Source organism: Pseudomonas sp. NKUCC02_KPG, assembly GCF_019345465.1.
Classification (GTDB): domain Bacteria; phylum Pseudomonadota; class Gammaproteobacteria; order Pseudomonadales; family Pseudomonadaceae; genus Aquipseudomonas.
In genome coordinates this window covers 62,247-83,180 of record NZ_JAHKRC010000015.1, presented here as the reverse complement: position 1 = coordinate 83,180, position 20,934 = coordinate 62,247, and the positions used below count along the sequence as shown (strand labels likewise).

At 59.8% G+C, this 20,934-nt stretch carries 27 protein-coding genes; 10 read left to right on the top strand and 17 right to left on the bottom strand.

Features of this window, described 5'->3' with window-relative positions; translation table 11 throughout:
- Positions 1-21 precede the first annotated feature (21 nt).
- The 4 genes from ftsY (at position 22) to rpoH (ending at position 4,137) form a co-directional block, all read left to right on the top strand.
- Positions 22-1,482: a signal recognition particle-docking protein FtsY gene (ftsY, locus tag KO536_RS19440; RefSeq protein WP_219262669.1), complete on the top strand. Its 1,461-nt coding sequence runs from the start codon at positions 22-24 to the stop codon at positions 1,480-1,482.
- On the top strand, positions 1,479-2,150 hold the full coding sequence (gene ftsE, locus KO536_RS19435; protein ID WP_019828060.1) for a cell division ATP-binding protein FtsE: 672 nt from the start codon (positions 1,479-1,481) through the stop codon (positions 2,148-2,150). The genes ftsY and ftsE overlap by 4 nt, the downstream gene beginning before the upstream one ends.
- Entirely contained in the window at positions 2,147-3,169 is a 1,023-nt protein-coding gene (ftsX, locus tag KO536_RS19430) for a permease-like cell division protein FtsX (RefSeq protein ID WP_133075157.1), read from the top strand. The genes ftsE and ftsX overlap by 4 nt, the downstream gene beginning before the upstream one ends.
- Positions 3,170-3,282: 113 nt before the next feature.
- Positions 3,283-4,137: an RNA polymerase sigma factor RpoH gene (rpoH, locus tag KO536_RS19425; RefSeq protein WP_004419731.1), complete on the top strand. Its 855-nt coding sequence runs from the start codon at positions 3,283-3,285 to the stop codon at positions 4,135-4,137.
- Between the two features lie 102 nt (positions 4,138-4,239).
- Here rpoH and mtgA read toward each other — a convergent pair whose 3' ends face one another.
- Positions 4,240-4,995: a monofunctional biosynthetic peptidoglycan transglycosylase gene (gene mtgA, locus KO536_RS19420; protein WP_133075158.1), complete on the bottom strand. Its 756-nt coding sequence runs from the start codon at positions 4,993-4,995 to the stop codon at positions 4,240-4,242.
- Positions 4,996-5,040: 45 nt separating this feature from the next.
- On the opposite strand from mtgA, the gene KO536_RS19415 reads away from it, so the two are divergent.
- From KO536_RS19415 to trmB, 4 genes are all read left to right on the top strand, one after another.
- Positions 5,041-5,412: a DUF423 domain-containing protein gene (locus tag KO536_RS19415; RefSeq protein WP_219262668.1), complete on the top strand. Its 372-nt coding sequence runs from the start codon at positions 5,041-5,043 to the stop codon at positions 5,410-5,412.
- A gap of 80 nt (positions 5,413-5,492) precedes the next feature.
- Positions 5,493-5,693 carry a sulfur carrier protein ThiS gene (gene thiS / locus KO536_RS19410; protein ID WP_016782550.1) on the top strand — a complete coding sequence of 67 codons (201 nt, stop codon included), beginning with the start codon at positions 5,493-5,495 and terminating at the stop codon, positions 5,691-5,693.
- A gap of 57 nt (positions 5,694-5,750) precedes the next feature.
- A complete protein-coding gene (locus tag KO536_RS19405; protein WP_048361267.1) occupies positions 5,751-6,545 on the top strand; it encodes a thiazole synthase in 795 nt (264 codons plus the stop codon).
- A 9-nt stretch (positions 6,546-6,554) separates the two neighbouring features.
- Entirely contained in the window at positions 6,555-7,277 is a 723-nt protein-coding gene (gene trmB / locus KO536_RS19400) for a tRNA (guanosine(46)-N7)-methyltransferase TrmB (RefSeq protein ID WP_133075160.1), read from the top strand.
- A gap of 124 nt (positions 7,278-7,401) precedes the next feature.
- Here the strand turns inward: trmB and KO536_RS19395 are convergent, their stop codons facing one another.
- The 10 genes from KO536_RS19395 to KO536_RS19350 form a co-directional block, all read right to left on the bottom strand.
- On the bottom strand, positions 7,402-7,728 hold the full coding sequence (locus tag KO536_RS19395) for a DUF3392 domain-containing protein (protein WP_046810379.1): 327 nt from the start codon (positions 7,726-7,728) through the stop codon (positions 7,402-7,404).
- A gap of 9 nt (positions 7,729-7,737) precedes the next feature.
- Positions 7,738-8,952: a radical SAM family heme chaperone HemW gene (hemW, locus tag KO536_RS19390; RefSeq protein WP_133075161.1), complete on the bottom strand. Its 1,215-nt coding sequence runs from the start codon at positions 8,950-8,952 to the stop codon at positions 7,738-7,740.
- Complete coding sequence (gene rdgB / locus KO536_RS19385) at positions 8,949-9,545, bottom strand: RdgB/HAM1 family non-canonical purine NTP pyrophosphatase (protein ID WP_133075162.1); 597 nt, start codon at positions 9,543-9,545, stop codon at positions 8,949-8,951. Before rdgB ends, hemW begins: the two co-directional genes overlap by 4 nt.
- Positions 9,542-9,979, bottom strand: coding sequence for a DUF4426 domain-containing protein (locus KO536_RS19380; protein ID WP_133075163.1), 438 nt, complete (start codon positions 9,977-9,979; stop codon positions 9,542-9,544). Before KO536_RS19380 ends, rdgB begins: the two co-directional genes overlap by 4 nt.
- Positions 9,980-10,004: 25 nt before the next feature.
- The gene (metW, locus tag KO536_RS19375) at positions 10,005-10,625 is read right to left on the bottom strand and encodes a methionine biosynthesis protein MetW (protein ID WP_133075164.1); all 621 of its coding nucleotides are present in this window, start codon (positions 10,623-10,625) and stop codon (positions 10,005-10,007) included.
- 7 nt (positions 10,626-10,632) lie between these two features.
- Positions 10,633-11,772 (bottom strand): homoserine O-acetyltransferase, encoded by a 1,140-nt coding sequence (locus KO536_RS19370; RefSeq protein ID WP_133075165.1) that lies wholly within the window; start codon positions 11,770-11,772, stop codon positions 10,633-10,635.
- A 199-nt stretch (positions 11,773-11,971) separates the two neighbouring features.
- On the bottom strand, positions 11,972-12,262 hold the full coding sequence (locus KO536_RS19365; protein WP_019828043.1) for a DUF167 domain-containing protein: 291 nt from the start codon (positions 12,260-12,262) through the stop codon (positions 11,972-11,974).
- Entirely contained in the window at positions 12,262-12,849 is a 588-nt protein-coding gene (locus tag KO536_RS19360) for a YggT family protein (RefSeq protein ID WP_219262667.1), read from the bottom strand. The genes KO536_RS19365 and KO536_RS19360 overlap by 1 nt, the downstream gene beginning before the upstream one ends.
- Before the next feature lie 10 nt (positions 12,850-12,859).
- Entirely contained in the window at positions 12,860-13,678 is an 819-nt protein-coding gene (proC, locus tag KO536_RS19355) for a pyrroline-5-carboxylate reductase (protein ID WP_219262666.1), read from the bottom strand.
- A gap of 32 nt (positions 13,679-13,710) precedes the next feature.
- Positions 13,711-14,397, bottom strand: a complete 687-nt coding sequence (locus KO536_RS19350; RefSeq protein WP_219262665.1) for a YggS family pyridoxal phosphate-dependent enzyme — start codon at positions 14,395-14,397, stop codon at positions 13,711-13,713.
- A 57-nt stretch (positions 14,398-14,454) separates the two neighbouring features.
- Between KO536_RS19350 and KO536_RS19345 the strand changes: the two genes are divergently transcribed.
- The gene (locus tag KO536_RS19345; RefSeq protein WP_133075170.1) at positions 14,455-15,447 is read left to right on the top strand and encodes a type IV pilus twitching motility protein PilT; all 993 of its coding nucleotides are present in this window, start codon (positions 14,455-14,457) and stop codon (positions 15,445-15,447) included.
- 110 nt (positions 15,448-15,557) lie between these two features.
- Here the strand turns inward: KO536_RS19345 and KO536_RS19340 are convergent, their stop codons facing one another.
- Positions 15,558-16,205 carry a C40 family peptidase gene (locus KO536_RS19340; protein ID WP_133075171.1) on the bottom strand — a complete coding sequence of 216 codons (648 nt, stop codon included), beginning with the start codon at positions 16,203-16,205 and terminating at the stop codon, positions 15,558-15,560.
- A 252-nt stretch (positions 16,206-16,457) separates the two neighbouring features.
- Here KO536_RS19340 and KO536_RS19335 point away from each other — a divergent pair, with 252 nt between their 5' ends.
- Entirely contained in the window at positions 16,458-16,874 is a 417-nt protein-coding gene (locus KO536_RS19335; protein WP_133075172.1) for a TM2 domain-containing protein, read from the top strand.
- 122 nt (positions 16,875-16,996) lie between these two features.
- On the opposite strand, the gene KO536_RS19330 is transcribed toward KO536_RS19335, so the two are convergent.
- The 5 genes from KO536_RS19330 to KO536_RS19310 all read right to left on the bottom strand — a co-directional run bounded on the left by KO536_RS19330 (position 16,997) and on the right by KO536_RS19310 (position 20,899).
- Positions 16,997-18,268, bottom strand: a complete 1,272-nt coding sequence (locus tag KO536_RS19330; RefSeq protein WP_133075173.1) for a dihydroorotase — start codon at positions 18,266-18,268, stop codon at positions 16,997-16,999.
- Positions 18,265-19,269 (bottom strand): aspartate carbamoyltransferase catalytic subunit, encoded by a 1,005-nt coding sequence (locus tag KO536_RS19325; RefSeq protein ID WP_019828034.1) that lies wholly within the window; start codon positions 19,267-19,269, stop codon positions 18,265-18,267. The genes KO536_RS19330 and KO536_RS19325 overlap by 4 nt, the downstream gene beginning before the upstream one ends.
- 17 nt (positions 19,270-19,286) lie before the next feature.
- On the bottom strand, positions 19,287-19,802 hold the full coding sequence (pyrR, locus tag KO536_RS19320; protein ID WP_133075174.1) for a bifunctional pyr operon transcriptional regulator/uracil phosphoribosyltransferase PyrR: 516 nt from the start codon (positions 19,800-19,802) through the stop codon (positions 19,287-19,289).
- Between the two features lie 84 nt (positions 19,803-19,886).
- Positions 19,887-20,327, bottom strand: a complete 441-nt coding sequence (gene ruvX / locus KO536_RS19315) for a Holliday junction resolvase RuvX (protein WP_133075175.1) — start codon at positions 20,325-20,327, stop codon at positions 19,887-19,889.
- A complete protein-coding gene (locus tag KO536_RS19310) occupies positions 20,327-20,899 on the bottom strand; it encodes a YqgE/AlgH family protein (RefSeq protein ID WP_219262664.1) in 573 nt (190 codons plus the stop codon). Before KO536_RS19310 ends, ruvX begins: the two co-directional genes overlap by 1 nt.
- Positions 20,900-20,934 lie beyond the last annotated feature (35 nt).

Sequence of the window (20,934 nt, the reverse complement as noted above, 5' to 3'; positions counted from 1 at the left end):
ACGATGAGATAGCCGTCCTCCATGTTTGGTTCCAACGACGACAAGAAGAACCCAGCTGCGGCTGGCGAGAAAAAAGGCCTGTTCGGATGGCTGCGCAGAAAGCCGCAGGAAACCGTCGTGGAACAGCCCGCGCCTGCGCCCGAAATTACCCCGCAGCCGTTGATTGAGGCCACTGTGGTGGTCGTCGAGGCAACGCCTGAAGTGGTCGTCGTGGCCGCAGCACCAGCGGTTGAGCCAGCCATTGAACCGCCTGTCACCTCTGAGACGGCGCCGTGGCCGCCGTTGCCTGTTCCCGAAGAGCCGGTGGCACTGGTTGCCGACGTGCAAGCGCCGCATGTCGTGCCTCCGATTCCTGAGCCCGAGGTGGTTGTTCCCGAGCCGGTGATTGCCCCGGAGCCTGTGGTTGAAGAGCCCGAAGTGGTTGAACCCATCGTTGAGCCAGAGCCAGTTGCCGTTGTTGAGCCGGTCATCGTGCCAGCTCCGGTGGTGGCTGCAGCCGCTCCTGTGGTTGAAGCCCCGGTGCCGGCTCCTGTGGTTGCCGCTGAACCCAAGACAGGCTTCTTTGCCCGTCTCAAGCAAGGTCTGTCCAAGACCAGCGCCAGCATTGGCGAAGGCATGGCCAGCCTGTTTCTGGGTAAAAAGGCCATTGATGACGATTTGCTCGAAGAGATCGAAACCCGTTTGCTGACCGCCGATGTGGGCGTTGAAGCAACGTCGGTGATCATTAAAAACCTGACGCAGAAAGTCGCCCGCAAGCAATTGACCGATGCCGACGCACTGTACAAGTCGTTGCAGGACGAGCTGGCGGCCATGCTCAAGCCGGTTGAACAGCCGCTGAAAATCGAATCGCAAAACAAGCCATTCGTGATTCTGGTGGTGGGCGTCAACGGTGCCGGTAAAACCACCACCATCGGCAAGCTGGCCAAAAAGCTGCAGCTTGAAGGCAAGAAAGTCATGCTGGCGGCCGGTGATACCTTCCGCGCCGCGGCCGTTGAGCAGTTGCAGGTGTGGGGCGAGCGCAACCATATCCCGGTCATTGCCCAGCACACTGGCGCTGACTCGGCATCGGTGATTTTTGACGCCGTGCAAGCCGCTAAGGCCCGTGGCATCGACGTATTGATCGCTGATACCGCCGGTCGCCTGCACACCAAAGACAATCTGATGGAAGAACTCAAGAAAGTTCGTCGGGTTATCGGCAAGCTCGACGCCGACGCCCCGCACGAAGTGTTGCTGGTGCTTGATGCTGGCACGGGGCAGAACGCTATCAGCCAGACCAAGCAGTTTGATCAGACCGTTGCCCTCACAGGCCTGGCGCTGACCAAGCTGGACGGCACGGCCAAGGGCGGGGTGATTTTCGCCTTGGCCAAGCAATTCAATATCCCGATCCGCTTTATCGGTGTGGGTGAAGGCATTGATGATTTGCGTGACTTTGAGTCCGAACCCTTTGTCCAGGCTCTGTTTGCGGAGCGGGAGCGTCCATGATTCGTTTCGAGCAGGTCGGTAAGCGCTATCCAAATGGACACGTGGGCCTGCACGAGCTGAGCTTTCGGGTCCGTCGGGGCGAATTCCTCTTTGTGACCGGCCACTCCGGCGCAGGTAAAAGCACGCTGTTGCGCCTGCTGCTGGCGATGGAACGTCCGACCACCGGCAAGTTGCTGCTGGCCGGGCAGGACCTGGGGCAGATCAGCAATGCGCAGATTCCTTTCTTGCGTCGCCAGATCGGCGTGGTGTTCCAGAACCACCAGCTGTTGTTTGATCGCACGGTGTTCAACAACGTCGCCTTGCCGCTGCAGATTCTCGGGTTGTCCAAACCTGAAATCGCCAAGCGAGTCGACTCGGCGCTGGAGCGTGTTGCGCTGTCGGACAAAACCGATCTTTATCCAGGTGACTTGTCCACAGGTCAGCAACAACGCGTGGGCATTGCCCGAGCCATTGTCCATCGTCCGGCCTTGCTGCTGGCCGATGAGCCCACCGGTAACCTCGATCCGCGTCTGGCGGCGGAAATCATGGGCGTATTTGAAGACATCAACCGTTTGGGCACCAGCGTACTGATCGCCAGCCATGACCTGGCCCTGATCGCACGCATGCGCCATCGCATGCTGACCTTGCAGCGCGGGCGATTGATTGGCGACGGGGAGGCCGCCGTATGAGTGCAACACGCAGCTCCAAAGTGTCCGAACGCGTAGCACCCAAGGCAGCCGATCCGCAGCCACCGAAGAAAAAACACGACGATGACGATGGTCCGACCTTTGGCATGTTGTTTCACGCCTGGGTTGAGGCCCACCGTGCAAGCTTGCTCGATAGCCTCAAGCGCCTGGGCAAGCAGCCCATTGGCAGTTTTTTTACCTGTCTGGTGATGGCCGTTGCTCTGAGTCTGCCCATGGGCTTGTCGTTGTTGCTTAACAACGTCGAGCGCTTGGGAGGTTCCTGGCAGCGTGCAGCGCAAATCTCTCTGTACTTGCAGATGGATGCCAGCAGCGAGCAGGGTGAAAAACTCAGCGATCAGATAAAAGGTATGGCGGGGGTGGCTGACGCAGAATTCATCAGCCGTGAAAAAGCTCTTGAAGAGTTCCAGCAGCAGTCTGGGCTGGGCGAAGCGCTTAAAGAACTGCCCGATAACCCGTTGCCGGGCGTAGTGCTCGTGACCCCGGCCGAGGTCGATAAAGCCACACTTGAGGCGCTTCGCGAGCGTCTTGCGCAGTTGCCAAATGTGCAACAGGCGCAACTTGATCTAGTCTGGGTCGAGCGCTTGGCGGCCATCCTGAAATTGGGTGACCGTTTTGTGTTTGGCTTGACGGTGTTGCTGGTATCAGCTTTGCTGCTGGTCATCGGTAATACGATTCGTTTGCATATCGAGAATCGTCGTATCGAAATTGAAGTCATCAAGCTGGTCGGTGGTACTGACAGCTATGTGCGCAGGCCATTTCTGTACATGGGCGCGCTGTATGGTTTCGGTGCGGGAGTGCTTTCCTGGGGCGTTTTGGCTTTCGGCCTGAATTGGCTAAACGACGCGGTGGTGGGATTGGCTGGTCTGTATGGCAGCAATTTTGCCCTGGCGGGTGTGCCGGTAGCCGATGGTCTGTCTCTCTTGCTTGGCGCGGTGTTGTTAGGGTATATCGGTGCATGGATTGCAGTCGCGCGTCACTTACGTGAGCTTTCGCCCAAGTAGTGTCTTTACACCTGTTGACCTTTTCAGCTTTTTTTGGGAACTTTTTTCCAGGTTTCCGGTCAACTTTCGCAGTGCTGAACTGCACGAGTTATGTAAGACGGAGGTTTTTTCGTATGACCACTTCTTTGCAACCTGCGTATGCGTTGGTCCCTGGTGCGAACCTTGAGGCCTATGTCAACACGGTGAACAGCATTCCACTGCTGACACCGGAGCAGGAGCGTGAACTGGCCGAGAGTCTCTATTATGAGCAGGATTTGGGGGCGGCTCGGCAGATGGTGCTCGCCCACCTGCGTTTTGTTGTACACATTGCCCGTAGTTATTCGGGCTATGGCCTGGCTCAGGCTGACCTGATCCAGGAAGGCAACGTCGGCCTGATGAAGGCGGTCAAACGCTTTAACCCTGAAATGGGCGTGCGTCTGGTGTCGTTCGCCGTTCACTGGATCAAGGCAGAGATCCACGAGTTCATTTTGCGTAACTGGCGGATCGTGAAAGTTGCGACCACCAAGGCTCAGCGCAAACTGTTCTTCAACCTGCGCAGCCAGAAAAAACGTTTGGCCTGGCTGAACAACGACGAAGTTCATCGTGTGGCTGAAAGCCTCGGCGTAGAGCCTCGCGAAGTGCGCGAGATGGAAAGCCGCCTGACCGGTCATGACATGGCCTTCGACCCGGCAGCTGAAGCTGACGACGACAGTGCATTCCAGTCGCCAGCCAACTACCTGGAAGACCATCGGTACGACCCGGCGCGCCAACTGGAAGATGCTGACTGGACCGATAACTCCACCAGCAATCTGCATGAAGCGCTGGAAGTGCTGGACGACCGCAGTCGCGACATTCTGTATCAGCGCTGGCTGGCTGAAGAGAAAGCCACGCTGCACGACCTGGCACAGAAGTACAACGTGTCTGCCGAGCGGATTCGTCAGCTTGAAAAAAGCGCGATGAACAAGCTCAAACTGTCGATTGCCGCCTAACCCGGCTCGATAAAAAAACGCCCCGGCTCGCAAGAGTCGGGGCGTTTTTGTATGTGTTGCAATTGCGTTCATTCTACGGCGCGGATGGTGTGGGGGGCTGCTTCAGTCAGCCCACGGCGCCTTGCGCGAGTTATTCAGGGTGTCGAGGTAGCTATCACCGCCCAACTGGCGCATTTGCTGGCGAATCCAGCCTGCGCGGCGGCTCACGTAGGTGCTGGGGTGGCTGGCACTCCAGTTCAGCGGGCTGGGCAGCACCGCTGCCAGGTAGCTGGCCTGCTGGGTTGAAAGGTTCTTGGCACTCACACCGAAGTGATGGCGAGCTGCCGCTTCTGCGCCGAATACGCCTTCATCCCACTCTGCACTGTTGAGATACACCTCAAGAATTCGCTGCTTGGGCCAAAGGATTTCAATCAACCCGGTAAACCAGGCTTCCAGGCCCTTGCGTAACCAGCTGCGGCCCGACCATAAAAACAGGTTCTTCGACACTTGCTGGCTCAGCGTGCTGGCGCCGCGCAATGTGCCGCCCTGCTCGTTGTGCACCAGGGCAGCGCGGATTGCACCGAAGTCGAAACCCCAGTGCTCGGGAAATTTCTGATCCTCGCCAGCCATGACTGCGACTTTGAGGTCGTTGGAGATTTCATCCCACGGCCGCCAACTGCGCTGCAGGTCGATGGGCTCACCATCGAACCAGGACTCGACCTTGCGCTCGACCATCAGTGCAGTGCCGGGTGGTGGCACCCAGCGAAAGATCAGCACCAGCAATGCGCTGCCCACTGCGAACCAGAGCAGGGCTTTAAGAAAGCGGTGAACAAGAAAACGCAGCATAGATGGCTTGGCCGAACCCGTTGAGCGGGCCATTATACAGACCCTGCGCCATTCGATGATCCTGACTGGAGTTACCCCATGCTGCGCACTTATTTGATGCTGGCCGCTTTCTTTGGCTTTACCGGTGTTGCGCTGGGCGCATTCGCCGCCCACGGCCTGAAAGGTCGCTTGAGTGAGCAGTATCTGGCTATTTTTCATACAGGCGTGACCTACCAACTGGTCCACACCCTGGCCCTTTTCGGCGTGGTATTGCTTGCCACGCATCTGCCCGGACGCCTGGTGACCTGGGCAGGTATCTGTTTCGCCCTCGGGATCGTGCTGTTCTCGGGCAGTCTGTACCTGCTGACCATGACTGGCATCAGCAAGCTGGGGATCATTACACCCTTCGGTGGCCTGGCATTTTTGGCCGGCTGGCTGTGTTTGGGGCTGGCCGCCTGGCGCCTGAGCTGAGACCACAAGATGAATGGCTTGGGTCGGCCTGACTGATCGGGCTAGAATGCTGGCCCCTTAAAATGAAGGCAGCGTCGCGCATGCTCATTCAGTTGAACGGTGAATCCTTTGAACTACCGGACGGCGAGACCGTCGCGGATCTGCTGGCACGCCAGGAGCTGACGGGCCGTCGGGTCGCGGTCGAGCTCAATCTGGACATTGTCCCGCGCAGCCAGCATGCCGAAACGGTACTCAAAGCAGGCGATCAGGTTGAAGTGGTGCACGCCATCGGTGGCGGCTAGGTTTTGCCACACACTTCACGCCCGGCCCACAGTGCACACAATTAAAGAGGATTCCCGATGAGCAACGTTCGCAGCGACAAGCCCTTTATCCTGGCTGGCCGTACCTATCAGTCGCGTTTGCTGGTAGGCACCGGCAAGTACCGTGACCTTGAAGAAACCCGCCTGGCCATCGAAGCCTCGGGTGCTGAAATCGTCACTGTTGCTGTGCGTCGCACCAACATCGGCCAGAACCCGGGCGAGCCCAACCTGCTGGACGTGTTGCCGCCGGATCGCTACACCATCCTGCCGAACACCGCCGGTTGCTATGACGCGGTCGAAGCCGTGCGCACCTGCCGCCTGGCCCGTGAACTGCTCGATGGCCACAAGCTGGTCAAGCTCGAAGTGCTGGCAGATCAGAAGACCCTGTTCCCCAACGTCATCGAAACCCTCAAGGCCGCCGAGATTCTGGTCAAGGACGGTTTTGACGTCATGGTGTACACCAGTGATGACCCGATCATTGCCCGCGAGCTTGAAGCCATGGGCTGTATTGCCGTGATGCCGCTGGCTGGCCTGATTGGTACAGGTTTGGGGATCTGCAATCCGTACAACCTGCGCATCATTCTTGAAGAAGCAAAAATTCCGGTGCTGGTCGATGCGGGTGTGGGTACTGCCTCCGACGCGACCATTGCCATGGAAATGGGCTGTGAGGCGGTGCTGATGAACTCGGCCATCGCCAACGCCCAGCACCCGATCATCATGGCCGAAGCCATGAAGCACGCCATTGTGGCGGGCCGTCTGGCGTATCTGGCCGGGCGCATGCCGAAAAAACTCTATGCCAGCGCCTCTTCGCCGCTGGATGGTCTGATCAAGTAAGAGCCACTGATGACTGAATCACTAGACACCCCAATCCCGGAAGAAGGCGAAGATCGCCAACACCGCCGCATCAAGAGTTTTGTGATGCGCGCCGGGCGCATGACCGAAGGCCAGCAACGCGGCCTCGATCAAGGCACGCCGCTCTATGTACTGCCGCTGGCTGACGCGCCGGTCGATTTTGATCAGGTGTTCGGCCGCTCCGCGCCGCGTACCCTCGAAATCGGCTTTGGCATGGGCCATTCCCTGCTGGAAATGGCGGCTGCTTCGCCTGAGCAGGACTTCATCGGGGTAGAGGTTCACCGCCCGGGTGTGGGCGCGCTGTTAAATGGCGTGCTGACCCAGGGCCTGACCAACCTGCGGGTTTACGATTGCGATGCGATCGAAGTGCTGACCCGTTGCGTGGCAGACAACAGCCTTGACCGTCTGTTGCTGTTCTTCCCGGACCCTTGGCACAAGAGCCGTCACCACAAGCGCCGGATCGTGCAAGCGTCCTTCGCCGAGCTGGTGCGCTCCAAGCTCAAGGCCGGTGGCGTGCTGCACATGGCTACCGATTGGGAACCGTACGCTGAATACATGCTGGAAGTGATGAACGTCGCGCCGGGCTACCGTAACCTGGCTGAAGATGGCCTTTGCGTGCCGCGTCCGCCTGAGCGCCCGGTGACCAAGTTCGAACGCCGCGGCGAACGTCTGGGTCATGGCGTGTGGGATTTGAAGTTCGAAAAACTGGCGTAGTCGCTGCCGAAGGCTGCGAAGGGTTGCGTAGCAACCCGTTTCTTTGAAGATCCACGAGGTAAGTGCGACGGCTTCGCCGCCGGTCGCAGCCTCGTGCCTCGGCAGCGACTACAGTCAGGTACGTCTACCCCCGTCGATCCGCCACAACCCCGATCAACACCAGCACCACCAACAACACCGGCGCCAGGCTGTAGTTGTTGAACTGGCTCAATCCGCGCTCTACCCACGGCGTGGCATAGATCAACGCAGCGCCGCTGCCGATCAGGCACAGCAAGGCCATCAGCGGAACGCGCAAGGCGCCGGCGATGCTGCCCAGACGTTGTTCGACCCAGCCCTTGAAGTCGGCACCAAACAGCACCAGCACACAGCCAATCAATGCCAGAGCGATCTCCGAGAGATGGCTGCGGCTCCAGCGCGATACGGTGGCAAGCAGGTCAAGTACCAAGTCCATTCGAGTTCCTTAGGTCAAAAAGTGCTGCAACAAGTCGTTGAGAAACAGCTGGCCCCGGGCGGTTGCCGCCAGGCGTGACGGTTCGACCTGCAATAAGCCACTTTGTTCGGCTTCTTTACGTCCAATGCTCAGGCTTTCCAGGGGCAACCCGGTGCGCTGAGGGTAGAGCACCGAGTCGACGCCATCGGTCAGGCGCAAGGCGTTCATTAGAAACTCGAAAGGTAGCTCTTCGGCTGTAAGAGTTTTCTCGCCTGCTTGAAAGTTTTTAGCTGGATTCAGGTAGTCCTTCGGCAGGCGGGTTTTCCAGGTGCGTACGATACGGCCATCGGGATGGCTCAATTTGCCGTGGGCTCCGGCGCCGATGCCGATAAAGTCGCCAAAGCTCCAGTAGTTGAGGTTATGCCGCGCCGCACGACCGGGCTGGGCATAAGCCGAAACTTCGTACTGGGCGTAGCCGTGTTCGGCGAGCAGTGCCTGGCCGGCTTCCTGAATATCCCACAAGGTGTCGTCTTCAGGCAGAACCGGCGGCTGGTTCCAGAACACGGTATTGGGTTCCAGTGTCAGTTGATACCACGACAGGTGGGTCGGCTTGAGTGCGATCGCCTGGCGCAGGTCGCCCAGGGCGTCTTCCAGCGACTGATCGGGCAAGCCGTGCATCAAGTCCAGGTTGAAATTGTCAAAGCCCGCCTGACGCGCCATCCCGGCGGCACGCACGGCCTCGTCACCGTTGTGGATGCGGCCCAGGGCCTGCAGTTTTTCTTGCTGGAAGCTCTGGATACCAATCGACAGGCGATTGATCCCCAGTTGGCGGTAGGCCACGAACTTTTCCTGCTCGAACGTACCGGGGTTGGCTTCCAGGGTGATTTCGATATCGCTGGCAAACGGGGTACGCGCTTCAACACCCTTGAGCAAGCGCCCCAGGGATTGCGCGCTGAACAGGCTGGGTGTGCCGCCGCCGAAAAATATCGAGCTCAGCTCACGGCCATAGACGGCATGCAGGTCCTGATCAAGATCGGCCAGCAGCGCGTCGACGTACTCGTCTTCGGGCAGCACCGGGCTTGCGGTGTGGGAGTTGAAGTCGCAGTACGGGCATTTGCGCACGCACCACGGGATATGGATGTACAGCGACAGGGGTGGCAATTGGCTCAGCGGCGCGCGTGGCGCCTGCTGGGTAAAGCCAGCCGCGCCCAGATAGAGCGGCTGTGGAGGTGTGTCGTGGGTCATTTCAGGCCCAAACGCTGACGCAGAAGAACCATGGCCCGGGCACGATGGCTCAGCTGGTTTTTCTCGATCGGGCTGAGTTCGGCGCTGGAGCAGTTGCGCTCCGGGACCCAGAACAGCGGGTCATAGCCAAAACCGTGTTCGCCACTGGCCACAGGCAGGATGCGCCCGTGCCACAAGCCTTCGCAGATAATCGGCAGCGGATCATCGGCGTGGCGCACCAGCGCCAGCACGCAGACAAACTGTGCGCCGCGCTCGGCTTCAGGCACGTCCTTGAGGGCGTCCAGCAGCTTGGCGTTGTTCGCCGCGTCACCTTGGCCGTCAGCGTAACGCGCCGAATAGATGCCCGGCGCGCCACCGAGAAAGTCCACCGCCAGCCCCGAATCGTCGGCCAGTGCCGGCAAACCCGAGATGCGCGCCGCATTGCGGGCTTTGAGAATCGCGTTTTCAACAAACGACAAACCGGTCTCATCCGGTTCGACGCTGCTGAACTCTCCAATCGAGCGCAACTGCACCGACTCGCCGAGCATGGCCTGAAGTTCTTTGAGTTTGCCGGCGTTGTGGCTAGCCAGTACCAGTTGCGTGAGGTTCATCATTCGATTGGAGCGACCATTTGAGAAAATTGGATGGTTTCAGAGGTTGCGCCGCCAGCCTTCACATCCACCTTGAAGGTGAAGGTTTGCGGTCCGGCTACCGGGAACTGGGCCAGATAGTTGATTTCGCCGTTCTTGCCCACCTGCCGGAACGTCAGCGGTGTCGGTTTGGCGTCGCCACTCTGGACCGTGCCCTGAACGTTGGCGGCAATGTTTTTGCCGCCCTTGTTCAGGGTGATGTTCAGGACCGCATTGGTTTTGCTGCGGGTGACTTGAAATTCGTTGGCGATGTCCGGCGTCAGGAAAGTCGACGGGAACGCGTTGTAATACACCGTTGTGTCGCCAAACGTCTGCTGACGCTGGGCAGAGGTGCCGTCACCGGCAAACGCCTGCATGCCAAAACACATTGAAAGCAGTAGTAATCCAATACGACCCATTGTCACTCTCCTTGAACTTGCTGGTTTAGACCGCGACCTGATGATCTTGAAGGCCAGGGCTGCTGACACGATAAATGCCAATCTCGCCCAACAGGTTAGGCCATATCTTGCTTGCCCACCCGTGTCGGTGTTGTTGATCCACGGCAAGACGGTTGATCACCCGGGCTTCACGACCACGGCACAGCGCTTCGAAGTCTTCGAAGGTGCAGAAGTGGATGTTCGGCGTGTTGTACCAGGTGTAGGGCAGAAAGTCGGAAACCGGCATCCGTCCCTTGCTGGCCAGGTACCAGCGGCAGCGCCAGTGGCCGAAGTTGGGGAAGGTGATGATGCATTGGCGACCCACACGCAGCATCTCGTCGAGGATCCGGTCGGGGTAATGCACGGCTTGCAGCGCCTGAGTCATGACCACGATGTCGAAACTGTTGCTGGCGAAGTTGCCCAGGCCTTTGTCGAGGTCTTGCTCGATGACGTTGATGCCCTTGGCAACGCACTCGGCGATATTGTCCGGGTCGTTTTCCAGGCCGTAGCCGGTGACTTGTTTGTTGTCGCGCAGCCAGCTCAGCAGCTCACCATCACCACAACCGAGGTCGAGCACGCGGCTGCCGGCGGGGATCCAGTCTTGGATGATTTCCAGGTCGGCTCTCATGGCGTTCTCACAGTTCTATTCGGTTCATGTAGTTGCTGAAGGCTTGCAGGTAGCGCGGAATCGGGATCAGGAAGGCGTCATGGCCCTGCGGAGCGTCGATTTCCAGATAGCACACGTCTTTTTTCGCGGCCATCAGGGCATCCACCAGCTCCCGCGAACGGGCCGGCGAGAAGCGCCAGTCGGTGGTGAACGACATCACGCAAAAGCGCGCCTTGGCACCGGCAAAGGTTTTGGCCAGGTCGTCGTCGAAATTGGCCGCGGGGTCGAAGTAGTCCAGCGCCTTGGTCATCAGCAGGTAGGTATTGGCGTCGAAACGCCCGGAGAACTCTTCACCCTGATAACGCAGGTAACTCTCGACCTGGAACTCGACGCTGTGGAAGTCGTAGTTGAGGTTTTCGTTTTTCAGGCCACGGCCGAATTTTTCACCCATCGAGTCATCGGACAGATAAGTGATGTGCCCTACCATGCGTGCCAGCATCAGGCCGCGCTTGGGGATTACGCCTTTTTCCTGGAACGAACCGCCGTGGAACTCGGGGTCGGTGAGGATGGCCTGGCGGGCGACTTCGTTGAACGCGATGTTTTGCGCAGACAATTTGGGTGCCGAGGCAATCGCCAGACAATGGCGCAGGCGATCCGGGTAGCTGATGCTCCACTGGAGCGCCTGCATGCCGCCCAGGCTGCCACCGATCACGGCGGCCCACTGGTAGATGCCCAGCCGGTCGGCCAGACGTGCCTGGCTGTGGACCCAGTCTTCGACGGTCAATACCGGGAACTCGGCGCCAAACGGGCGACCGGTTTCGGGGTTGGTGCTGCTGGGGCCGGTAGAGCCGTTGCAGCCGCCCAGATTGTTCAGGCTGACGACGAAGAACTTGTTGGTGTCGATTGGCTTGCCGGGACCGATGCAACTGTCCCACCAGCCGGGCTTGCGATCATCGGCGCTGTGATAGCCCGCCGCATGATGGTGCCCTGACAGCGCATGACAGATCAGTACCGCATTGCTGGCGGTGGCATTGAGCTGGCCGTAGGTTTCGTAAATCAGGTCGTAGGCAGGTAGCGAGCGGCCGCAGGCTAACGCCAGGGGCTCGTTGAAGTGCGCCGTTTGCGGCACAACCAGACCAACGGAATCGGGGGGAAAGGCAGCTGGCATCGACCCTGCTCTCATTTAAATGAGGCGTAAGTCTAATGAGCGGGGGACCCAGCAGCAAGCAATGGTCTGGGCTGATTTTATGAGCTGACCCAAACCTGTAGTCGCTGCCGCAGGCTGCGAAGGGGATCGTGGGCGCCCCCTGGACAACGAGTCGCTACGCAACTCTTCGCAGCCTGCGGCAGCGACTACAAATTTTGGCTCATGGCCTGGCCAGCCCCGGCAGGTCCGGCAGTTTTTTCGGGCCGTGCAAGCGCACCCGTTTCTGACGGTTCAGTTCGCCGCTGATCAGGCTTACCTGGCTTTTGGAGATGCCAAACGCCTTGGCCAGAAAAGCCATCAGGTGGGCATTGGCCTTGCCTTCTACCGGCGGGGCAGTGAGGCGGATTTTCAGACGATCACCGTGCAAGCCAGCGAACTCGTCGCTGCTGGCCTTGGGTTGCAGGTGACAGTCGAGAATCAGGTCCTCGCCGTCCCAACGGAAGTAGCTCATCAGATCAGGCCGAACAACACGACCGGCATGCCGACGTACATCGCCAATGGCGGGATCACGTAGCTCTGGACCAACTGGATGACCATGAACGCCAGGATCGGCGAGATATCCAGGCCGCCCATGCTTGGCAGGAAGCGGCGAAACGGTGCCAGTGCAGGTTCGGTGATCTGGTTGACCAGTTCAGCGCCCGGGCTGGTGCTGCCCGGTGCAACCCACGACAGGATCACGCTGATGATCATGGCGAAGAAGAACACCTTCAAAAACAGTGCGGTCACGCCAATGATCGCCCACAGCAGCAGGCCCAGCACGTTGAACGACATGTAGCTGAGCGTCAGTACCACGGCGAAAATCACCATCTGCACGACGATAGCCAGTACCAGGGACGACATGTCCAGGCCGAACAGGCTTGGAATCACCCGGCGCAGAGGCTTGAGCAAAGGCTGGGTGGCCTTGACCGTGAACTGGCACAGCGGGTTGTAGAAGTTGGCGCGCACCAGCTGCAGGATGAACCGCAGCAGTACGATCAGCAGGTAGAGGCTACCCAGGGTTTGAATTACGAAAATGGCTGCGCCATTTAGTCCTGACATCATGTGCTCCTTATTGACCCAGTTGTTCGGCCATTTCGGCCGAGCGGTGCGCGGCGGCACTCAATGCTTTTTCGACCGAGGCTGCGAAGCCGTCGGCCTGGAATGATTTGATTGCAGCTTCGGTGGTGCCGGCTGGCGAAGTCACGCGGCGGCGCAGTTCGGCGGCGTCGACATCGCTGCCCACGGCCATGTGCGCGGCGCCCAGGGCGGTCTGCTCGGCAAGCTGCTTGGCGACTTCGCGGGGCAGGCCGAGCTTGACGCCAGCCTCGGTCATGGCTTCGATCAGCAAGAAGAAGTACGCAGGACCACTGCCGGACACGGCGGTCACGGCATCGATCTGCGCTTCGGTATCAACCCACACCACAATGCCCACGGCGCTCAACAGTTGCTCGGCCAGCTGGCGTTGCTCGGCGCTGACGCCGGCGGTGGCGTACAGGCCGCTCACGCCTTTGCCCAGCAGCGCCGGGGTGTTGGGCATGCAGCGTACCAGCGGTTGGTTGCCCAGCCAGTTGAAGAGGCTGGCGCAGGTAATGCCTGCGGCAATCGATACCAGCAACTGATGGGGCAAGAGGTGCGGGCGCAGGTCCTGGCACACGGCTTTCATGGCCTGTGGCTTGACTGCGATCACAATCACATCGGCGTCTTGAATGGCTTGGGCGTTATCGGCAAACAGCTCGACACCGTGCTCGGCGGCCACTTTGGCCCGGGTCTCGGCACCGGGATCGCTGGCGCGGATCTGTGCTGCATCCAGACCTTTGGCCAACAGGCCGCCGATCAGGCTGGAAGCCATGTTGCCGGCGCCGATAAAGGCAATACGCGTTTTGCTCATAACCGATCCTTATAAAAAAAGAGAAGGCCCCTTCAGGCCTGGCCGTAGTCGCGGGCGCCAAATAATGCGGTGCCAATGCGCACCCAGGTGGCACCTTGGGCAATAGCCGACTCAAGGTCGTGGCTCATGCCCATCGAAAGCGTGTCGAGCCCCATGTTCAGGCTCTCTTGCAGCGTACGTACCGCCGCAAATGCGGCGTCCTGCTCGGCGCGGTCTTGCGTTGGTTCCGGAATCGCCATCAAGCCGCGCAGTTTCAAACGGGGCAGCGCGCTGATTGCGGCCGCCAGCGCAGGCAAGTCTGCCGGGTTACAGCCCGATTTACTGGCCTCGCCACTGACATTGACCTGAATGCAGATGTTGAGCTGCGGCAAGTCTGCCGGGCGCTGGTCAGACAAGCGCTGGGCAATCTTGAGCCGGTCAACGGAATGCACCCACGCAAAATGCTCGGCGATGTCGCGCGTCTTGTTCGATTGAATGGGGCCGATGAAGTGCCAACACAAGGGCAGGTCGGCTAATTCGACCTGTTTGGCGCGGGCTTCCTGCAGGTAGTTTTCGCCAAAGTCGCGAACCCCTGCGGCATAGGCTTCACGCAGTGCGGCGGCAGGTTTGGTCTTGCTGACAGCGAGTAGGTGAATGCTCGTTACATCACGTTGCACAGCCAGTGCTGCTGCACGGATGCGAGCCTCAACCTGTGCAATGTTGCCTGCTATCGTGGACATTCGTTTAAGCCCGCCGTTGTGAAAGTCTGCGGCATTCTACTGGAATTGGGAGGGGGGATGGATATCGCCGACCTGTTGGCGTTAAGCGTCAACCACGGGGCTTCGGACTTGCACCTGTCAGCGGGTGTGGTGCCGATGCTGCGCATTGACGGTGACATGCAGCGTTGCGATTTGCCGGTGCTGGAGGCAGGGCAAGTGCGAAGGCTAGTCCAGGGCGTCATGAGTGAAGCACAGCGCCGAGGGTTTGAGGCGCGACTCGAAGCCGATTTTGCGTACGCCCTGCCGGGGCTGGGTCGCTTCAGGGTCAATGTTTTCGAACAGCAGCGCGGCCCCGGAGCCGTGTTTCGCCGCATTGCCGAGACGGTGCCCAGCCTTGAATCGCTGGGCCTGGGCGACGTATTCAGCCAGCTCTGCCAGGCACCCCACGGGCTGGTCCTGGTCACGGGCGCGACGGGCTCGGGCAAGACCACCACCCTGGCGGCGATGATTGATCACCTCAACCGCACCCGCCAACGGCACATCCTCACCCTTGAGGACCCGATCGAGTTTATCCACCCGCCGCGTCAGTCCCTGATCAGCCAGCGCGAGGTGCATCGCCACACCCACAGCTTTGCAGCCGCCTTGCGTTCGGCCATGCGCGAAGACCCGGATGTGATCATGCTGGGCGAGATGCGCGACCTGGACACCATCAGGCTGGCGCTGACAGCGGCAGAAACCGGGCATCTGGTGTTTGCCACGCTGCACACATCGTCGGCGGCCAAGACCATCGACCGGATGGTGGATGTGTTTCCCGGCGACGAAAAGGCAATGGTGCGCGCCATGCTCTCGGAGTCACTGCTGGCCGTGGTTTCCCAGACACTGGTGAAAAAAGCAGGAGGGGGGCGTGTGGCGGCTCACGAAATCATGCTGGCTACGCCTGCGATTCGACATCTGATTCGGGAGAACAAGGTGGCGCAGATGGTTTCAGCGATCCAGACCGGCGCAGCGGTGGGCATGCAGACGCTTGAAATGGGCCTGAACAGGCTGAGGGAGCAGGGATTGACGCAATAATCGGGTGGGGGTGTTGTTTCTGTGGGAGCGGGCTTGCTCGCGATCCAGGCGGCGCGGTTCAGCGGGTGAACCACATCGCTCCCATCGCGAGCAAGCCCGCTCCCACAGCTTTAGCGTTGTACAACCTGCAGCGGGGCTTTCTCTTTAGGTAATACGCGCTTGGCGACCACGTAGTGGCTCTGCCAGTAAGGCTTTTTCAGCGTGTCGATAGTGACCGACTTGCCGCGACGCGGAGCGTGGATGAACCGGTCGTTGCCCAGGTAGATGGCAACGTGGTTGACCTTGCGGCTCTTGATGTTGAAAAACAGCAGGTCGCCAGGCTTCAGGTCCTTGCGTTCGACCTTCTGACCATGACCACTGGCCATTTCGCTTGAAGTGCGAGGCAAGTCGACTGCTGCAACGTCATTGAAGGCATATTTGACCAGGCCGCTGCAGTCAAACCCTTTGCTTGGGCTGCTGCCGCCCCAACGATAAGGGGTGCCCAACACGTTTACAGCGCGGCTCAGGACCGTGCTGCTTTGCTTGTTGGCGGCTGCCAGTGAAGCGGTCGCAATTTTGCCTGGGGCTTTGCGGTGGGCTTTACTGGCTGCAGGACGTGCTACGGTCTTGCTGTTAGAGGCAACGTAAGCGGCGCCCGCAGATGACTTTGCGGTGTAGCCGGTGAAGCCCGAAGGAAGATGTTGCTCACGATTGGTGGCGTGGGCGGCCAGTGGCAATAATAGGCAAATGGTTAGCCATGTCTTGAATATAGGACGCATTCGGCAGGGCTCAATGGTTATAAACGCGAAACTTTATAACAGCTTTTTTGTCCTTTCTCAGGCCATTTGTCAGTTGGACTATGGGGTCAAATTCCGCAAAGGTGGTGGCAAATTGTCACATGGTGACGGCGCAGGTCAGGTCCTATAAGGCTTTGCGCCATTTCTTGTAAGACACTTTTACCTTTTGCACGACAGTAAAAAAGTCACAAAAAACTTCACAATATTTTTCTATCAGCAGCAACGAGGGCATTTATGAGCGGCTATCGAGACGATATACAACGCGATACTCACAGCAAAGTGCTGGGCTACCTGCTGTGGATTTTCGGTTTTCTGGGGGCGCATCGCTTCTATTACGGCAAGCCGGTGACCGGGACGATCTGGTTTTTCACCTTGGGCTTGTTGGGAATTGGCTGGTTGATCGACTTGTTCCTGATCCCGAGCATGGACCGTGAAGCTGACTTGCGATTCACCTCAGGTGACACAGACTACAGCGTGGCCTGGATTCTGCTGACGTTTCTGGGGTTGTTCGGCGTACACCGCATGTACATGGGCAAATGGATCACCGGGATCATCTACCTGTTTACCGGTGGTTTGTTCCTGATCGGTATCCTGTATGACTTCTGGACCTTGAACGAGCAGATCTCGATCAAGAACGCAGAGCGTCGTTAAACCGTCGCACATTAAAGCCTGTGGGAGCAGGCTTGCTCGCGATTCAGGCACCTCGGTCCTTCTGAAAGACCGAGTTAATCCAATCGCGAGCAAGCCCGCTCCCACAGGGTGCACTTCAGGCTTCAGCCTTCGTAACTGATCCGACCATCCACCAGCGTGTAACGCACGGCACTCGGCAGGCAATGGCCGAGGAACGGGCAGTTATCGCCTTTGGAATGCCATTTTTCGCCGACCAGGGTCGAGGCCGCCGGGTCAAACAGCACCAGGTCTGCAGCCGAGCCTACCGCCAGCTTGCCGGCCGGTAGGCGCAGCGCCTGAGCCGGGCCTGCGCTGAGACGAGAAAGCAGTGTCGGCAAGTCCAGCAGGCCGTCTTCTACCAGGGTCATCGCCAGCGGCAGCAATACTTCAACACTGCTCATGCCCGGTTCGGTAGCCCCGAACGGTGCCAGTTTGGCGTCGCGTTCGTGGGGCTGGTGATGGCTGGAGATGGCTTGCACCACACCCGACTTCACCGCCTCGCGCAGACCATCACGGTCGGCACGGGTACGCAACGGCGGTTGCACGTGGTAAACGCTGGAGAAATCCTCCAGGGCCTCATCCGTCAAAATAAGCTGATACAGCGCCACATCGGCAGTGACCTTGAGGCCGCGTGCCTGGGCCTGGGCGATCAGGGCCACACCCCGTGCACTGGTCAGTTGACTGAAGTGGGCGCGCACACCGCTTTGCTCAACCAGCAGCAGATCCCGGGCCAGCGCCACGGTCTCGGCGGTTTCCGGGATGCCCGGCAAACCACGGAACGCGGCCATCGCGCCATCGTGGGCAATACCGCCTTCGGCCAGGTCACGGTCCTGGGAGTGGAAAATCACCGTCAGGTCGAACGTGGCCGCGTATTCCAGTGCCCGGCACAGGGTGCGGGTGTTGGTGAAGCTGTTGAGGCCATTGCCAAACGCCACACAGCCGGCGTCGCGCAAAGCGATCAGCTCTGCAAGCTGCTCGCCCTCCAGGCCCTTGCTCAGTGCGCCAATGGGGAACACTTTGCAGTTTCCGGCTTCGCGGGCGCGGTCCAGGATCAGCTCGGCCACCGCCGAGGTATCCAGTACCGGCTTGGTGTGCGGCGGGCAGCACAGGCTGGTGACGCCACCGGCTGCCGCAGCACGGGTTTCGCTGGCAATGGTGCCTTTGCGGCTGTAACCCGGTTCGCGCAGGGCGACGTTCAGGTCAACCAGGCCGGGGGCGGCTACCAGGCCCTGGGCCTCAATGGTTTGAGTCGGGGTGAAACCGGCTGGCGCTGCGCCAATGGCAATGATCTTGCCGGCTTCCAGATGCAGGTCAGTCACTTGATCCAGCTGGGTGCCCGGATCAATTACACGGGCGCCGAGAATGCTGAGCTTCACTGGGCGTTCTCCTGTTCGAATTGGCGCTGGGCGGTTTGTCCGCTCATGGTCATGGACAACACGGCCATGCGTACGGCAATGCCGTAGGTCACTTGGTTGAGAATCACCGAGTGCGGACCGTCGGCCACGGCGGACTCGATTTCGACCCCGCGGTTGATGGGGCCCGGGTGCATCACGATGCAATCGGGCTTGGCACCGGCCAGGCGTGCAGTGGTCAGGCCGAACAGGCGGTAGAACTCGCCTTCGCTCGGCAACAGGCCGCCGGACATGCGCTCGCGCTGCAGGCGCAACATGATCACCACGTCGACGTCTTTCAGGCCTTCGGTCATGTCGGTGTAGACCTTCACCCCATATTGCTCGATGCCGATCGGCAGCAAGGTCTTGGGTGCAATCACGCGGATGTCAGGGCAGCCGAGGGTCTTGAGGGCGATCATGTTCGAGCGCGCGACCCGCGAGTGCAGGATGTCGCCGACGATGGCCACCGACAGGTTCTCAAAACCGCCCTTGTGCCGACGAATGGTCAGCATGTCGAGCATGCCCTGGGTCGGGTGCGCGTGACGGCCGTCGCCACCATTGATGATCGCTACCTGAGGGCACACGTGCTCAGCAATGAAGTGGGCGGCACCGGAGTCGCCGTGGCGTACCACGAACATGTCAGCGGCCATGGCTTCAAGGTTGCGCAGGGTGTCGAGCAGGGTCTCGCCCTTGCTCGCCGACGAGGTCGACACGTTGAGCGTGATCACGTCGGCAGACAGGCGCTGGGCGGCCATTTCAAAGGTGGTACGGGTGCGAGTGGAGTTCTCGAAGAACACGTTGCATACGGTCTTGCCGCGCAGCAACGGGACTTTTTTCACCGCTCGGGCACCGACTTCAAGGAACGAGTCAGCGGTGTCGAGGATTTCAGTCAGCAGCTCGCGGCGCAAACCGTCGAGCGACAGAAAGTGGCGCAGCTGGCCCTGATCATTGAGCTGCAGCGGGCGCTTGGCGTCTGTAGGCGTCATCGCAATGGTCTCATCTCTTAATGGGCAGGAAGGGCTAGGTCTTGAAGTTCGAGTGTCAGTGGCGCAGGGCCGGACAACTTCACCCGCTCGCTCGGCTTGAGGCACAAGGTCGCCCCCACCACATCCGGCCGGATCGGCAGCTCGGCCGCGTCCAGGTCCAGCAGGCTGACCAGCGTCACGCTGGCCGGACGTCCATAGTCGAACAGTTCGTTAAGTGCCGCGCGGATGGTGCGACCGCTCATCAGCACGTCGTCGATCAGCACCAGGTGCTGGCCTTCGATTTCGAACGGCAGCTCAGAGGGACGCACTTGCGGGTGCAGGCCGTTCTGGCTGAAGTCATCGCGGTAGAACGATACGTCCAGCGTACCCAGCGGAGCATCGCTGTTGAGCGCCCGCAGCAGCGCCTGGGCAACCCAGATGCCGCCAGTGCGGATACCGATAAAATTCGGTTCAGTGATGCCGCGACGGGCAAGGTGGGCCTTGAGATCAAGGGCCATCTGGGAGATCAGTTCAGCGGGAACAGGCAGGATCATGGTGGCTCCTTTAAAGGCCCGCGCAGCAAAACGTGCAGCGGCGGGCGCAAACAACGGGGCGGGTCAAGTGATACAAGCGCCGGGTCAGTCTTGGGTTTGAGCCGGGTTTTCGTCGAGCCAGCCTTGCAGCACCAGCTTGGCGGCGATGGCATCGACGGGGTTGTCGCGGTAGCTGCCGCGCTGGCCGCCCTGGGCCCGGCGTTCGCCCTTGGCCTCGAAGGTGGTCAGGCGTTCATCGTGGGTGAAAACGGGCAGATTGAAGCGGCCATTCAGACGGTTGGCAAATTTTTGCGCACGGGCGCAGAAGTCGCTCGGGGTACCGTCCATGTTCAACGGCATGCCGACCACCATTGCGTCGGGCTGCCATTCCTTGATCAGCTTTTCAATTTCTTCCCACCTGGGAATGCCATTTTCGGCTTTCAAGTTGCATAGCTCGCGGGCTTGGCCGGTAATCATCTGGCCGACAGCGACACCGATGGATCGGGTGCCGTAGTCAAAGCCCAGCAGTAAACGAAGGCCGGCCATCAGGAATGGCCTGCTTGGGTGCTTAACAAATTGAGGTTCACTCCGAGGTGTTTCGCGGCCGCGTCGAGGCGCAGCTCGCTAGGGGTTTCATACAGGACGTCAGCGGAATACGGGCAGGTCAGCCACGCATTGTCGACCAGTTCGGCTTCCAGCTGGCCAGCGTCCCACCCGGCATAGCCCAGGCAAATCAGGCTGCGGTTCGGGCCGTGCCCGTCGGCAATGCTGAACAGCACATCGGCCGAGGTGCTGAGGGCCAGCCCGTCAGCCAGCTCGACGGTGGCGTCAAAGCTCATTCCCGTGGGGTGCAGGACAAATCCACGGTCAGTCATCACTGGCCCACCGCCATAGATCGGAACGTGCTGGCACAGGGCCGAGGAGAGTTTTTCCGGGCGCAACTGCTCAAGAATGTCCGCCAGGCTCAGTTCCAGCGGGCGATTGATCACCAGTCCCATGGCCCCACTGGCCGTGTGCTCGACGATGTAGGTCAAGGTGTGGGCAAAATTCGGGTCGGCCATGTGCGGCATGGCGATCAGGAATTGATGCTTGAGGTAAGTCGGTGCGTGGTTTTTCATGAGTCTTAGTGTGGCGCTGGCAACGTGAACTGACA

Excerpts from the sequence above, each read along its gene's own strand:
- ftsY (WP_219262669.1), top strand. The coding sequence starts at position 22 with ATGTTTGGTTCCAACGACGACAAGAAGAACCCAGCTGCGGCTGGCGAG.
- ftsE (WP_019828060.1), top strand. The coding sequence starts at position 1,479 with ATGATTCGTTTCGAGCAGGTCGGTAAGCGCTATCCAAATGGACACGTG.
- ftsX (WP_133075157.1), top strand. The coding sequence starts at position 2,147 with ATGAGTGCAACACGCAGCTCCAAAGTGTCCGAACGCGTAGCACCCAAG.
- rpoH (WP_004419731.1), top strand. The coding sequence starts at position 3,283 with ATGACCACTTCTTTGCAACCTGCGTATGCGTTGGTCCCTGGTGCGAAC.
- mtgA (WP_133075158.1), bottom strand. The coding sequence starts at position 4,995 with ATGGCCCGCTCAACGGGTTCGGCCAAGCCATCTATGCTGCGTTTTCTT.
- KO536_RS19415 (WP_219262668.1), top strand. The coding sequence starts at position 5,041 with ATGCTGCGCACTTATTTGATGCTGGCCGCTTTCTTTGGCTTTACCGGT.
- thiS (WP_016782550.1), top strand. The coding sequence starts at position 5,493 with ATGCTCATTCAGTTGAACGGTGAATCCTTTGAACTACCGGACGGCGAG.
- KO536_RS19405 (WP_048361267.1), top strand. The coding sequence starts at position 5,751 with ATGAGCAACGTTCGCAGCGACAAGCCCTTTATCCTGGCTGGCCGTACC.
- trmB (WP_133075160.1), top strand. The coding sequence starts at position 6,555 with ATGACTGAATCACTAGACACCCCAATCCCGGAAGAAGGCGAAGATCGC.
- KO536_RS19395 (WP_046810379.1), bottom strand. The coding sequence starts at position 7,728 with ATGGACTTGGTACTTGACCTGCTTGCCACCGTATCGCGCTGGAGCCGC.
- hemW (WP_133075161.1), bottom strand. The coding sequence starts at position 8,952 with ATGACCCACGACACACCTCCACAGCCGCTCTATCTGGGCGCGGCTGGC.
- rdgB (WP_133075162.1), bottom strand. The coding sequence starts at position 9,545 with ATGATGAACCTCACGCAACTGGTACTGGCTAGCCACAACGCCGGCAAA.
- KO536_RS19380 (WP_133075163.1), bottom strand. The coding sequence starts at position 9,979 with ATGGGTCGTATTGGATTACTACTGCTTTCAATGTGTTTTGGCATGCAG.
- metW (WP_133075164.1), bottom strand. The coding sequence starts at position 10,625 with ATGAGAGCCGACCTGGAAATCATCCAAGACTGGATCCCCGCCGGCAGC.
- KO536_RS19370 (WP_133075165.1), bottom strand. The coding sequence starts at position 11,772 with ATGCCAGCTGCCTTTCCCCCCGATTCCGTTGGTCTGGTTGTGCCGCAA.
- KO536_RS19365 (WP_019828043.1), bottom strand. The coding sequence starts at position 12,262 with ATGAGCTACTTCCGTTGGGACGGCGAGGACCTGATTCTCGACTGTCAC.
- KO536_RS19360 (WP_219262667.1), bottom strand. The coding sequence starts at position 12,849 with ATGTCAGGACTAAATGGCGCAGCCATTTTCGTAATTCAAACCCTGGGT.
- proC (WP_219262666.1), bottom strand. The coding sequence starts at position 13,678 with ATGAGCAAAACGCGTATTGCCTTTATCGGCGCCGGCAACATGGCTTCC.
- KO536_RS19350 (WP_219262665.1), bottom strand. The coding sequence starts at position 14,397 with ATGTCCACGATAGCAGGCAACATTGCACAGGTTGAGGCTCGCATCCGT.
- KO536_RS19345 (WP_133075170.1), top strand. The coding sequence starts at position 14,455 with ATGGATATCGCCGACCTGTTGGCGTTAAGCGTCAACCACGGGGCTTCG.
- KO536_RS19340 (WP_133075171.1), bottom strand. The coding sequence starts at position 16,205 with ATGCGTCCTATATTCAAGACATGGCTAACCATTTGCCTATTATTGCCA.
- KO536_RS19335 (WP_133075172.1), top strand. The coding sequence starts at position 16,458 with ATGAGCGGCTATCGAGACGATATACAACGCGATACTCACAGCAAAGTG.
- KO536_RS19325 (WP_019828034.1), bottom strand. The coding sequence starts at position 19,269 with ATGACGCCTACAGACGCCAAGCGCCCGCTGCAGCTCAATGATCAGGGC.
- pyrR (WP_133075174.1), bottom strand. The coding sequence starts at position 19,802 with ATGATCCTGCCTGTTCCCGCTGAACTGATCTCCCAGATGGCCCTTGAT.
- ruvX (WP_133075175.1), bottom strand. The coding sequence starts at position 20,327 with ATGGCCGGCCTTCGTTTACTGCTGGGCTTTGACTACGGCACCCGATCC.
- KO536_RS19310 (WP_219262664.1), bottom strand. The coding sequence starts at position 20,899 with ATGAAAAACCACGCACCGACTTACCTCAAGCATCAATTCCTGATCGCC.